Source organism: Persicobacter sp. CCB-QB2 (assembly GCF_001274635.1).
In the GTDB taxonomy this organism is placed as follows: Bacteria; Bacteroidota; Bacteroidia; order Cytophagales; family Cyclobacteriaceae; genus Persicobacter; species Persicobacter diffluens.
This window is the reverse complement of the sequence record NZ_LBGV01000001.1, coordinates 2,641,250-2,653,337: the sequence shown is the minus strand read 5'-3', so window position 1 is coordinate 2,653,337 and position 12,088 is coordinate 2,641,250. Positions and strand designations below refer to the sequence as shown.

The 12,088-nt window shown below is 43.3% G+C and carries 11 protein-coding genes and 1 pseudogene; 8 read left to right on the top strand and 4 right to left on the bottom strand.

Features of this window, described 5'->3' with window-relative positions; translation table 11 throughout:
- The first annotated feature begins 1 nt into the window (after window position 1).
- The 3 genes from NG22_RS11715 to NG22_RS11710 are packed head-to-tail and all read left to right on the top strand — an operon-like array spanning window position 2 to window position 1,064.
- Window positions 2-292 carry a YccF domain-containing protein gene (locus tag NG22_RS11715; RefSeq protein WP_253275687.1) on the top strand — a complete coding sequence of 97 codons (291 nt, stop codon included), beginning with the start codon at window positions 2-4 and terminating at the stop codon, window positions 290-292.
- Window positions 238-369, top strand: a complete 132-nt coding sequence (locus NG22_RS18150) for a YccF domain-containing protein (protein WP_253275724.1) — start codon at window positions 238-240, stop codon at window positions 367-369. Before NG22_RS11715 ends, NG22_RS18150 begins: the two co-directional genes overlap by 55 nt.
- Before the next feature lie 59 nt (window positions 370-428).
- On the top strand, window positions 429-1,064 hold the full coding sequence (locus NG22_RS11710; protein WP_053405904.1) for a NeuD/PglB/VioB family sugar acetyltransferase: 636 nt from the start codon (window positions 429-431) through the stop codon (window positions 1,062-1,064).
- A 139-nt stretch (window positions 1,065-1,203) separates the two neighbouring features.
- On the opposite strand, the gene NG22_RS11705 is transcribed toward NG22_RS11710, so the two are convergent.
- Window positions 1,204-2,097 (bottom strand): IS1595 family transposase, encoded by an 894-nt coding sequence (locus NG22_RS11705; protein WP_053403861.1) that lies wholly within the window; start codon window positions 2,095-2,097, stop codon window positions 1,204-1,206.
- Between the two features lie 681 nt (window positions 2,098-2,778).
- On the opposite strand from NG22_RS11705, the gene ltrA reads away from it, so the two are divergent.
- Window positions 2,779-4,068, top strand: coding sequence for a group II intron reverse transcriptase/maturase (gene ltrA / locus NG22_RS11700; RefSeq protein ID WP_053405903.1), 1,290 nt, complete (start codon window positions 2,779-2,781; stop codon window positions 4,066-4,068).
- 354 nt (window positions 4,069-4,422) lie between these two features.
- Here the strand turns inward: ltrA and radC are convergent, their stop codons facing one another.
- The 3 genes and pseudogenes from radC to ettA all read right to left on the bottom strand — a co-directional run bounded on the left by radC (window position 4,423) and on the right by ettA (window position 7,453).
- The gene (radC, locus tag NG22_RS11695; RefSeq protein ID WP_053405902.1) at window positions 4,423-5,127 is read right to left on the bottom strand and encodes a DNA repair protein RadC; all 705 of its coding nucleotides are present in this window, start codon (window positions 5,125-5,127) and stop codon (window positions 4,423-4,425) included.
- 121 nt (window positions 5,128-5,248) lie between these two features.
- Complete coding sequence (rpsT, locus tag NG22_RS11690; RefSeq protein ID WP_053405901.1) at window positions 5,249-5,500, bottom strand: 30S ribosomal protein S20; 252 nt, start codon at window positions 5,498-5,500, stop codon at window positions 5,249-5,251.
- Window positions 5,501-5,771: 271 nt separating this feature from the next.
- A pseudogene (gene ettA, locus NG22_RS11685) lies at window positions 5,772-7,453 on the bottom strand (energy-dependent translational throttle protein EttA).
- A gap of 209 nt (window positions 7,454-7,662) precedes the next feature.
- Between ettA and NG22_RS11680 the strand changes: the two are divergent.
- From NG22_RS11680 to NG22_RS11665, 4 genes are all read left to right on the top strand, one after another.
- On the top strand, window positions 7,663-8,916 hold the full coding sequence (locus NG22_RS11680) for a DUF349 domain-containing protein (protein ID WP_053405900.1): 1,254 nt from the start codon (window positions 7,663-7,665) through the stop codon (window positions 8,914-8,916).
- Between the two features lie 135 nt (window positions 8,917-9,051).
- Window positions 9,052-9,906, top strand: a complete 855-nt coding sequence (locus NG22_RS11675; protein WP_157601044.1) for a hypothetical protein — start codon at window positions 9,052-9,054, stop codon at window positions 9,904-9,906.
- A 4-nt stretch (window positions 9,907-9,910) separates the two neighbouring features.
- Complete coding sequence (gene murQ / locus NG22_RS11670; RefSeq protein WP_053405898.1) at window positions 9,911-10,714, top strand: N-acetylmuramic acid 6-phosphate etherase; 804 nt, start codon at window positions 9,911-9,913, stop codon at window positions 10,712-10,714.
- Window positions 10,715-10,731: 17 nt separating this feature from the next.
- Window positions 10,732-12,006: an MFS transporter gene (locus NG22_RS11665; RefSeq protein WP_053405897.1), complete on the top strand. Its 1,275-nt coding sequence runs from the start codon at window positions 10,732-10,734 to the stop codon at window positions 12,004-12,006.
- Window positions 12,007-12,088 lie beyond the last annotated feature (82 nt).

Below are 12,088 nucleotides of genomic sequence, written 5' to 3'. Positions count from 1 at the left end.
TATGAGTCTTCTGGGTAATATTATCTGGTTTGTTTTTGGCGGTGTTTTTATTGCCATAGAATATTTATTGGCCAGCGTGGCGATGATGCTCACGGTAGTGGGGATTCCCTTTGGTTTGCAGTCGATAAAGTTAACGGAGTTGGCACTATTTCCATTTGGGAAGGAAGTCCGCAAAAGAGAGACGGATCATGGTTGTCTGTGGACGATCATGAATATCGTCTGGTTCTTTGTGGGGGAATCTGGATCTGGCTTTCCCATATTGGTTTTGGCATCCTTTTTTGTATTACTATAATAGGTATTCCTTTTGGGAAGCAACATTTTAAATTAGCCGGTTTGGCTTTGAGACCTTTTGGTCGGGAGATAGTTTAAACCTTTTTACCAAGAAGATTTACTATCTTTGCGCACGAAATTAAGCATGAAGAAATAAAATGGAAAATCCGGTAATTATTTTCGGTGCCAACAGCATCGGTAAAGCAGCCCTGGAAATCTTTAAAAGCAATGAGATTGAGGTTTACGGCTTTTTGGATGAAAATGAAGCATTACACCATACAGAAATAGATGTTGTTCCGGTATTAGGTTTCCCTGATGACGGAGGGTTTACCAAGCTGATTGGTAAAAAATGTGAGGCTTTTATCGCTACGGATGAAACTGAGCTTCGCAAAAATCAGGTAGAGATGCTGAATGAAAAAAGAAAAGTTCAGCCGGCTAATGCGGTTCATCAGGCAGCGATCATTTCAGATAGTGCTTCTTTTGGTTATGGGAATTTCATTAATGCCAAAGCATTTATCGGAAGTGGCGTGGAAGTGGAAAGCCATTGTGTAATTCACGCAGGCGTAAATCTGGACGCAGGGGTTAAAGTAGGAAATTTTGCTCAAATTGGTACAGGCTCTAATATCAATGCCGATGTTACCATTGAGGAGGAAGCGTTTATTGGATCAGGTGTAACCATCGTAGCAGGGGTTACCATTGGGAAAGGTGCTCGTGTGGGAGCGGGCTCAGTAGTGATCTCTGATGTAAAGGCAGGAGAAACGGTTTTTGGTAATCCGGCTAAAGCAATTGGATAAGCAGAAAATGTTAATTTGATAGGAAAAGCCCGGCAATTGTCGGGCTTTTTTATTTAATCCGGATTATTCATGCTTTTGCGCCGTGCAAGTCCATAAGGTGGGGATTTGAAAGCGTATAAAAAATAATAGAGGTCGGTAGTTAAATGCATAAAATTTGGGTCTGGTAAATTTTTTCTGACCTAACCATTCTCGAAATCAGATTATGGAAGATCGTTTCTTTTGTTTGTGAGCGATTTAATCGGTAATTGAATTCACTTAAATACCGATCTACGTGCTTTTTGCTCACCCATGAAAAGGTTGTTCGAACCCAAGATTTTACCTGATGAATCATCGTGTGTAATGCTTTGAAATTCATCCCATTTTCACTTTTAATCTGGGTCAATGAATAATCTTCAGCAATTGGATCATACCCTCTCCATTCATCTGCTGTAACCTTTGCATTTGGTGATATATGACGATCAAAAATCTGCCTCAACTCCTTACTGGAATAGTCTTTTATTCTCATCGAATACATCCGTTTCACTTTTAAATCTTCCGTTAATTCAAGGGCACAAACAATCTTTTTCTTCTTTGTATGATAGCTGCGGCCTATTTTCCCATTTTCCTTTCCTCCAATCACAAATTCGTCAACGTGGACAGTACCCTGCATCGGATGTTGTTCACTTGATTTCATTGCCTCCCGAACTTTGTGCATAAACATTCTCGCCGTTTTTTCGGTGATTGAATACCTTTTAGCCATATATCTGGCAGAAAAACTCTTAGTCGATGTAGACATTTCGAAACAAATAAAAAATGCCTTTCTAATACCAAATTTAACTTTGTGAAAAAGTGTATTTGCCGTTGGTGATTCTGTATGGCTACATTTATTGCAGGTACGAGAGTGATTCTTCCGAACCTGACTTGCTCCATGGCCACATTTTCTACAAGTATAACCATGGTCCCATTTTTGTGCCGCTAAATATTCCTGGCACTCTAAGTCTGATTGGAATTTCGTTGTAAAGGCAATAAGATCCTGTCCCTTGAAAATTTTCATGATTGTATGGCTTTTACAGTTATAACAACCTATTTTAATATGTGTTTACCTACCGACCTCTAAAAAACAAAATGAAACACCTTTTAGTGTGCCTGCAGGTATTAAATCCTGCACGGAAAGGTTGGTCAGCCACCGTAAGCGAGTATTGCATAGTTGGTAGAAATGCCAGCATGAAGCGTATACAGCGAGTGCCGAAGGCGTATTGTTAGCCTCGAAATATAATTCATTGTTGAAGCATTAACCTTAAGCATAGTTGGTGCAACATCAATGTAGCATTAATGACAAGTAGCATTGATTCGACCGGGGTCTTGGTTTACGTCAAAGGTACAATAGGCACGCATGGAAACACGGGAGAGCCTCCTGCCTCCACCCGAAACAAGGGTTAATATGGAAATCCCTACCGTAAATTTCCAAATCAGCATGGTCTATATGCTCACCATGTCTGATGCTAAGAATGAGAGCATATCGTAGTGGTATCAGTACCGAGGGAAACCGCAGGGAATGAGATGGGCAAAGGCAGTCTTAGCATCTCCATAGTACCGTTTGAAAGCTGGGAAATCTTTACCCAAGAAAGCCAGTAAGTAGGGAAGGGAAAACCTGGGTCTGATTGGCCTGGGGGATGCCTTAAATTGGGTCGATAATTTAGAAACATTAAAACAAGCACCGGATGCAACTAAAAAGATGTCAACAGTAGAATTAGAGATAGCAGCACGAGCAAGAAAACACAAGAACACTGCATTGACGAATGTAAGCCAGTTCATAGACGAAAATATGCTAACAGATTGTTTTCACAGCCTGAACAAGAATAGTAGTCCGGGCGTGGATGGTAAATGTTGGTATCATTACAATCTTGAATCTGAAACTCGCATACCAGCACTATTAACCGAATTTAAAACGGGGAAGTATCGAGCTCCTTCTATACGCAGGGTTTATATCGACAAGGGAAAATCAGGGAAACGCCCATTGGGCATCCCGACCATTGAAGATAAGATACTTCAGGAAAGTGTGCGCCGCACCCTGAACCCCATTTATGAAGAGGAATTTAAGGCCTTTTCATTCGGATTCAGGAATGGATATTCTGCGCATCAAGCTGTGGAATATATGTTTAGGGAAGTAAGCTTTAAAGGATTGCATTACATCATTGATGCTGACATAAAGAACTACTTTGGATGCATCAATCATGCACAACTTCGAGAGTTTCTTGACTTACGGGTCAAAGATGGCGTGATACGCAGAACGCTAAATAAATGGTTAAAAGCAGGTATACTGGAGGATGAGCAGTTGCAATATCCAACAGAGGGTACCCCTCAAGGAGGGATAGTATCTCCCTTGCTGAGTAATATTTATTTGCATTATGTGCTGGATGAATGGTTTTCCGAGCAAATACAGCCATTATTAAAGGGAAAAAGTACTATTGTCCGCCATGCCGATGATTTTGTATTGGGTTTTGATAATGCTTCGGACGCCGATCGGGTAATGAATGTTTTGCAAAAGCGATTTGAGAAATTTAATCTTGAATTACACCCTGACAAGACAAAGATCATTAACCTAAAGAGCAAAAGAGGCGAAGGCGAAAGAGGTTTTGATTTTCTGGGATTTACACATTTTCTAAGCGAAAGTCGCAACGGAAAAATGATATTGAAAAGAAAAACAGCGAGTAAAAAGCTGAACCTCTCCCTCGCTAAAATGCAAGACTGGATAAAGTCAAACCGGCATCGTAAACTCGATGAAATCATCAATGAATTGAATTTGAAATTACGCGGATACTATAATTACTATGGAATCACCTTCAATAGCAGAAGTCTGCATGCTTATTATCACCATGTCAGGCGTATGCTCCATAAATGGCTAAATCGCAGAGGTGGACGTCCTGCATGGAATTGGGAGCGGTACAATCGCTTAATTACAGAATGGAGGCCACTACTTAAACCAAAAATCTATCACAGCTTTCAGAAAGCGAAACCAATTTAGGAGGAACCGTATGCGGGAAATCCGCTCGTACGGGTCTGTGAGGGAGCGGGGAGGTAACAACCCGCTCTACTCGGAAAATCCTCGTTGAGCTGCAAGGCGGAGAAATAGAAGGAATAGCTTTCTATTTCGAGTTTTTTCCAGGAAAGCAGAGCGTTGAGGAGAAAGTAAGCTGGGCCCAATTTGGGTTATTAAAAAATTAAAAAGCATACCTTTATTAGGTTGGTAGGTTGGAGATAAGCTGCTTAGGGTGAAGAGCTAAATCTAGCAGTGATTAATCGGGCTTAAATCAGAAAACATAAAATTTATTGGTTGAAAATAAGTTGATTTTCTGATTTTGGTGTTGAATAATTCGGCTTAGGGCATTTTGTTTTCATCAGCCATGGAGTAGTAGCCATTGTCGGTATAAATCAGGTGATCTACCACCATGATGTCCAGAATTCTACCGCCTTCGGCTATTTTTTTGGTCAGATTGATGTCGGAATGGCTGGGGTACAAATTGCCGCTGGGATGGTTGTGGGTGAGGATGATTCTTGTGGCTCTGACTTCAATGGCTTTCTGAAAAATGATGCGGGGGTCGGCCGGAGTGTGGCTTAAACCTCCTTCCGAAATTTTGCAGATTTCCAGTATCTCATTGGCATTGTTCAGGCAAAGAATCCAGAACTCCTCATGTTTGAGGTTTAAAAAGTGGGGTTGAATGGCCTCGTACGCTACCATAGATTTGGTGATTCTGGTTCTGCTTTTCGCTTCTTCCCTCAATCTTCTTTCTCCCAATTCCATGGCTGCAATGAGGGTGATGGCCTTGGCTTCCCCCATTCCCCGGAATTTGGTGAGCTCCTTGATTTGGGAGTGAGAAAGTGTCCGGAGGCTGTTCTCGTACTCATTTAGGATTTCATCCGCTAATTGTACGGCCGTTTTGTTTCTACTGCCACTGCCAAGTAAAATAGCCAGTAGCTCGGCATTGCTGAGGTTTTGCTTGCCGATATTTTGAAGCTTTTCTCTGGGGCGATCGTCCTCTGCCCAGAGGTTAATAGGTTGGTTTTGTTGGCTAGGGTAGGTCATTAGGTAGTTTTTGAATAAAAGCTACCATCACAAAAAATGTTTTTTGCTTCTTTTTATGGCTGATGTAAGATTGGAAAAGGCATAAAAAAACCTCACTGAGTAGTGAGGTTTTCTAAGTTTCTTATAGTGCGTTCACAAATTTCGCCAATTTAGATTTGTTGTTGGCTGCTTTGTTTTTGTGAATGATGTTGCGTTTAGCTAGCTTATCAATCATTGAAGATACTTTTTTGAAAAGATCTTGCGCCTCAGCAGCATCTTTAGTACCTCTCAATTTCTTGATGAAAGTACGAGTTGATTTTAGTTGATATCTGTTTCTCAAACGTTTTGCGTTGTTGGAACGGATTCTCTTCAACGCTGACTTATGATTTGCCATGCTTTAACTTATATATTTTTTTTAATTGTTTTTTCCTCTTCAGAATACAGGACTGCAAAAGTAGTGTTTTCGAGATTGTTAATCAAATAATTCTCGAAAATATCTTCAACTTTTCGCATTCACGCGAGAGTTGCGCAAAGATAGGATAACATTGTGAGGAAAAAAAGGCGAAACCATGGTTTCGCCTTGAAAATGTTAAGGTTAGTACATTCTGTTTCCAGGAAAAATGAATTTCTGGGAGAAGGGGTGGCCCCTTCTTGGAATACACTATTTATTTCGTCAGTTTTTTATACTTAATACGTGTTGGCATTAATCCGCCCAATCGCTTGATACGATCTTCTTCGTATTCGGTGAAGCTTCCTTCGAACCATTTTACCTGAGATTCTCCTTCAAAAGCCAGGGTGTGCGTACAAACACGGTCCAGGAACCAACGGTCGTGGGAAATGATTACGGCGCAACCACCGAATTCATTCAAAGCTTCCTCCAAAGCACGAAGGGTGTTAATGTCCAGGTCGTTGGTCGGTTCATCGAGTAACAACAGGTTAGCGCCTTCTTTCAAAGTCATGGCCAGGTGCACGCGGTTACGCTGTCCACCGGAAAGCTCGCCTACTAGTTTTTGTTGCTCTGCACCGGAGAAGTTGAATTTAGAAACGTAGGCACGGGAGTTCACTTCTTTCTCTCCTACCAGCATCAATTCATTTCCTCCGGAGATTACCTCCCAAACGGTTTTGTTCGGATCAAGATTATCATGCTCCTGATCAACATAACCGATTTTTACAGTAGATCCCACATCGAAAGTTCCGGCATCCGGAGCCAGTTGCCCGGTGATCATTTTGAATAGCGTGGTTTTACCGGCACCGTTAGGTCCGACGATTCCCACAATACCCCCCTGAGGAAGCATGAAATTTAAGTCCTCGTACAGTAATTTGTCGTCAAAGCTTTTGGATACGCCCTGAGCTTCAATCACCTTCGATCCCAAACGTGGTCCGGCAGGGATAAACAATTCCAATGATTGTTCCTTCTCCTTATGTTCTTCTGAAACCAGTTTGTCGTAAGAGTTGATACGCGCCTTTTGCTTTGCCTGACGGCCTTTTGGCGACATACGGATCCAGTCCAACTCGCGTTCCAAAGTTTTTTGGCGCTTGCTTTCCTGCTTTTTCTCCATCGCCAAACGCTTCTCTTTTTGCTCCAACCAGGAAGAGTAATTGCCTTCCCAAGGAATGCCTTCACCACGGTCAAGCTCCAAAATCCAGCCTGCAACATTATCCAGGAAGTAACGGTCGTGGGTTACGGCGATCACCGTACCTTTATATTGTTGTAAGTGCTGCTCCAACCAGAATACTGATTCCGCATCCAGGTGGTTGGTAGGCTCATCCAGTAATAATACATCCGGCTCCTTTAATAGCAAGCGGCAAAGAGCCACGCGGCGTTTCTCACCACCTGATAATACGCCTACTTTTTGATCAGACGGAGGGGTGCGAAGGGCATCCATCGCGCGCTCTAATCGGTTATCCAGATTCCAACCATCCAAAGCATCAATTCTTTCCTGTACTTCACCCTGACGAACAATCAAATCATTCATCTTGTCCGGGTCTTCCAGGATTTCCGGTTCCGCGAATTTTAAATTGATGTCTTCAAATTCTTTCAGAAGATCAACCACTTCCTGAACACCTTCCTCAATGATTTCTCTAACCGTTTTGTCAGGATCCAATTGTGGTTCCTGCTCCAGATACCCTACCGAGTAATCTTTATCAGAAACTACTTCACCCTGAATGTTTTTGTCCAAACCAGCAATGATCTTAAGCAAGCTGGACTTACCCGATCCGTTCAGACCCAAAACACCAATTTTGGCACCGTAGAAGAAGGACAGGTAAATATTTTTCAAAACTGTTTTTTGTGGGGATAAGTTTTGGTAACCCCCGCCATTGAGAAGATGATCTTATTATCACTCATTATACTATAGTATGGTTTTTTTCCTATTAAATATGGATACTTACAGTGCTGATTTGGCGTATTATGCCAGGATCAAGTTTCCATTTATATAATATTGCAAATATGCTAATTTTTGGGTTTAACCCTGTTTCTTTTAAGGTATTTAATTAGTTTTGCGAAAGTCAATTTTAAAGACGTACTTATAATACGATAACTTAATCCACAATACATTGGAACCGAACAAGTACGGGTACATCAAAGACGGGAAAATTTTTCGCAATGGATTTCTCGAGTTTCCTGAGCGCGAAATTGGTGACGTGAAAGAAGATGAAGCTGCCTCGATTAAATATTTCGAAGACCGCTTTGAACTCGCAAAACAAAAAGTAGACGACCTGGCCAAAACCATCGATGAGGCTACGAATAAAGGGTCTTTTTTAATGAAATTGGTGCACTTGCGTAAGCAATTGTCAGAATTTGATGCCTTAGGTGATTATGAGCCTCTTTTTGAGACGCTTAATCAGTACGAGGTGTTGATTCGGGAATTGATTGACCGTAACCGTGCCAAAAACCTGGAAATTAAAACTGCTCTTCTGGCAGAGGCGGAAGTCATTCGGGAAATCGAAGATTTACGGGAAGCCGGAGAAAAATTCAAAGATCTGAAGCAGCGTTGGTTGAAAACCGGTGCCGTAGCGGAAGAAAGCCGTGAAGAGATCGAGGGTCGTATGGAAGCGATCATGAATGAATTTTTCGAGAAGAGAAATGCATTTTTTGAATCCCGTAAGCAAGAGTTGGAGGAGAAAACCGCAGGCTATGAGGCTTTGATTGCCAAAGCGCATGCCTTGTTGGAAGAGGAAGATCTACAAAAAGTAGATGCTGAATTCTCTACTTTGATTCCGGAGTGGAAGCAATTGCCGGTAGTGCCGGTAAAAGTTCGCAATGAATTGTGGGAGCGCTTTAAGAAGGAGACTGATGCACTTTACGCCAAATTGGATCCTGTCCGTAAGCAGCGCAAAGAAGAAAAGCGTGGTGCAGTAACGGAAGTAAAGCAGGCCCTTTTGGAAAAAGTAGAAGCTTTGGCAGGTCGTGCTGATCAGGATGCGGTGAAAGAAGTGAAAGCTTTGCAGGAAGAGTGGAAAAAATCCGGTCGCTTACCAAAAGGTCAGTTTAAAGAAATGGCCGATCGTTTCTTTAATGCCTGTGATATGGTCACCGAGCGTGCATTCCTGTATCGTTTGACTTCTCAGAAAGTGAAAGGATTTCAACAAAAGTCGGAAGAAGATCAGTTGAAGTCATTGATTCGCATGTTAAGAGAATTGTACAACCGTGATATGAATGAATTGAATCTTTACCGTGAGAATGCGGAGAAATTTGGTTCGGCTTTCGGGAAGTTGGTAGACAGCAAAACCGATCTGAAAGAGCGCAAGGTACAAGTGAAAAAGCAATTGCTGGATCAGTTGAATACAGAATTGAGAGCATTGGCCTAAGGGGCCTTGAAAAAATAGAGTTAAATCCCACGTTTTTCCGACGTGGGATTTTTTTGTTTATGGGCTCCTCTTTGATTTTTGTTATCTTGAAGGGTTCATTTTTTGTTGGCCTCAAAATCGGGAAAGGTAATTTTTATGAGCAATATCCAATTAATCGTCGATAGCGGAGGAACCAAGGCTTCCTGGGCATTTACCAATTTACCCTTTGAAGAAATCGTAGAGACCAAGGGGCTTCACCCCCTATTATTATCTAGGGAGCAGATGCTGGAAATTATCCGTTCCGTGGAATGGCCGGTGCCTTTTGGTGCAGTAAAGGAAATTTTCTTTTATGGGGCAGGTTGTGGGCAACAAGTGAATGTTCAAAAAGTGAGGAATGTCTTGCGGTATTGCTTTCCCCAGGCGACGGTGGTGGTGGAGAGTGATCTGCTGGCCGCAGCCCGGGCGCTTTACGGAAGAGAAAAAGGGCTGATGGGAATTTTGGGGACCGGCGCACATGCGGCTTATTATAATGGGGAAGGAATTGATGAAAAAGCCACCTCTTTAGGCTGGTTATTATCAGATGAGGGGAGTGGAGCGCTTTTGGGAAAGGAATTGCTGCAGAAGATTTTGCGTAAGAAAATGTCTTCAGAGATTTTGCATGATTTTCGGGAGTATGCCCAAAGTACGGATGCGGAAATTATTCAGGCACTTTATGCAACTTCTTCCGCTAACCGTTATTGTGCGCAGTTTGTGCCGTTTTTGGCGCAGCATGTTCATAAGCCAGAAATTATGGCTTTGGTCAAAGGGCAATTTGAAATATATTACCAGGAATATTTAAAACCACTGGTGATCAAGACCCCTTGCGAATTGCGCATGGTGGGCGGGGTGGCCTGGCATTTTCAGCACATTTTGAAAGAAGTTTTGAAAAATGAAGGGTTGAATCTGGAGTTGGTTGAAAAAACGCCCATTCGGTCTTTGTTAAAATATCATCAGAAAAAAACAGAACTATAATTATATGAGTACAACGGAATCCTCCTCTTTATATGAGCACCTGGATCAAATGAGTGCCAGAGAGATTTTGGAGAATATGAATCAAGAGGATGCCAAGGTGCATGCGGCAGTTGCCCTGGCGATTCCGGCAGTGGAAAAACTGGTGGAAGGCACGGTGGAGCGCATGAAAAAAGGCGGCAGATTATTCTATATAGGGGCCGGCACCAGCGGGCGTTTGGGGATTCTGGATGCGTCTGAAATTCCTCCTACTTATGGGGTAGAGGGGAAAGTTATCGGCCTGATCGCCGGTGGAGATCGGGCCATCCGGAAAGCCGTGGAAGCAGCGGAAGATCATGAGCAGCAGGCCTGGGAAGATTTAAAAGCCTTCGATATCAACGAAAATGATGTGCTGGTGGGCATTGCCGCATCCGGCAGAACGCCCTATGTTTTGGGTGGTATTGCCAAGGCAAGAGAGAATGGACTGCTCACTGCGGGCATCACCTGTAATGCCGGTTCCAAATTGAGTCAGGCGGTTGAAATTCCAATTGAAGCGGTGGTAGGGCCTGAATTCGTGACGGGTAGTACACGAATGAAAGCGGGTACAGCTCAGAAGTTGTTACTGAATATGATCTCCACTACCTGCATGATCCGCATGGGGCGGGTAAAAGGGAATCGCATGGTGGACATGCAGCTGACCAATGAAAAGCTGGTGGATCGTGGTACCAAAATGATCATGGAAGCTACCGGTCTGGAGTATGGAAAGGCAGAGGCTTTATTGTTGGCACACGGAAGTGTCCGGAAAGCCGTGGCTGCCCATTTTTCTAAATAGCATTTAATTTTTTCGCTTTGTACAGAAGAAAATCAACCACCGCCAGGGGCTTGCAATGGGTGCCCTCTTTGTATTTGACCGAATCCATTCCTTATATGTTTGTGATGAGCGTTTCGGTCATCATGTACAAAAACCTGGGGCTGGAGAATACAGAAATAGCGGCCTACACCTCCCTCTTGAATATTCCCTGGGTAATCAAGCCTCTTTGGAGTCCTTTTGTTGATCTGTACAAAACCAAGCGGGAGTGGGTGGTCATTACCCAGTTTTTGATGGGGCTTTTGTTTGCCGGAGTGGCTTTTGTTTTGCCTTTACCCTGGTTTTTTCAGCTTTCCATGGCCCTTTTATTTTTGATTGCTTTCACCTCGGCGACCCATGATATTGCCGCAGATGGATTCTATATGTTGGGGCTTTCGGAAAAAGATCAATCCCTTTTTGTGGGGCTGCGATCGGTCTTTTATCGTTTGGGAATGTTTCTGATGCAGGGCCCTTTGGTGTACCTGACCGGGGTTTTGGCCAAGTCTTATCAAAATGATTTCCAGAAAGTATGGACTTCTGCGCTATTAATTCTGGGCGCTTTTTTAGTCGGATTGGCCGTGTATCACCACTTTTTTTGCCCAAAGGTCGAGCAGGAGAGAACGGAACGCTTTGATTTTCTTGCCGGCTTCAGGGCTACCCTGATTTCTTTTTTTGTGAAGAAGAATATCGCCATGGGCGTGTTGTTCATTCTGTTATTTCGATTGGGAGAGGCACAGTTGTTGAAATTAGTCGCTCCCTTTATGTTGGATGCCCGGGAGGTGGGTGGTTTAGGGCTCGATAATGAAGCTCAGGGGTTAATTTACGGCTCTTTTGGGGTCGGGGCTTTGATCGTCGGTGGACTTGCGGGCGGTTGGGCCATTTCTAAATTCGGGCTGAAAAAGTGGATTTTCTGGATGACGCTCAGTCTGAACATTCCCAATTTGGGCTATGCGGTGCTGGCTTATTTTCAACCGGAAAACATCCTTTGGGTGGGGCTGGCCGTGGTTTTGGAGCAATTAGGATATGGTTTTGGCTTTACAGCCCTGATGATGTTCATGATTTACCTGGCGGATGGCCCACTGAAAACCAGTCACTATGCTTTTTGTACCGCCTTTATGGCTGCGGGCGTCATGTTCCCGGGAATGGTGAGTGGTTGGTTGCAGACGCAGCTGGGCTATACCGCCTTTTTCTTATATGTGTTTTTCTGTGGGATTCCGGCTTTGTTATTATTGCCGCATCTTAAAATTCCCGCTGATTTTGGGAAAAAGCAAGGGTAGGCAAATACAGGCAGGGATTAGGGGCTGTACCTCGCCCAGGCTCGGCACCGGGCTTTCGGGAGTCGCTTTTTTTGCGAGCCGC

Excerpts from the sequence above, each read along its gene's own strand:
- rpsT (WP_053405901.1), bottom strand. The coding sequence starts at position 5,500 with ATGGCAAATCATAAGTCAGCGTTGAAGAGAATCCGTTCCAACAACGCA.
- radC (WP_053405902.1), bottom strand. The coding sequence starts at position 5,127 with ATGACCTACCCTAGCCAACAAAACCAACCTATTAACCTCTGGGCAGAG.
- NG22_RS11705 (WP_053403861.1), bottom strand. The coding sequence starts at position 2,097 with ATGAAAATTTTCAAGGGACAGGATCTTATTGCCTTTACAACGAAATTC.
- ltrA (WP_053405903.1), top strand. The coding sequence starts at position 2,779 with ATGTCAACAGTAGAATTAGAGATAGCAGCACGAGCAAGAAAACACAAG.
- NG22_RS11710 (WP_053405904.1), top strand. The coding sequence starts at position 429 with ATGGAAAATCCGGTAATTATTTTCGGTGCCAACAGCATCGGTAAAGCA.
- murQ (WP_053405898.1), top strand. The coding sequence starts at position 9,911 with ATGAGTACAACGGAATCCTCCTCTTTATATGAGCACCTGGATCAAATG.
- NG22_RS11675 (WP_157601044.1), top strand. The coding sequence starts at position 9,052 with ATGAGCAATATCCAATTAATCGTCGATAGCGGAGGAACCAAGGCTTCC.
- NG22_RS11715 (WP_253275687.1), top strand. The coding sequence starts at position 2 with ATGAGTCTTCTGGGTAATATTATCTGGTTTGTTTTTGGCGGTGTTTTT.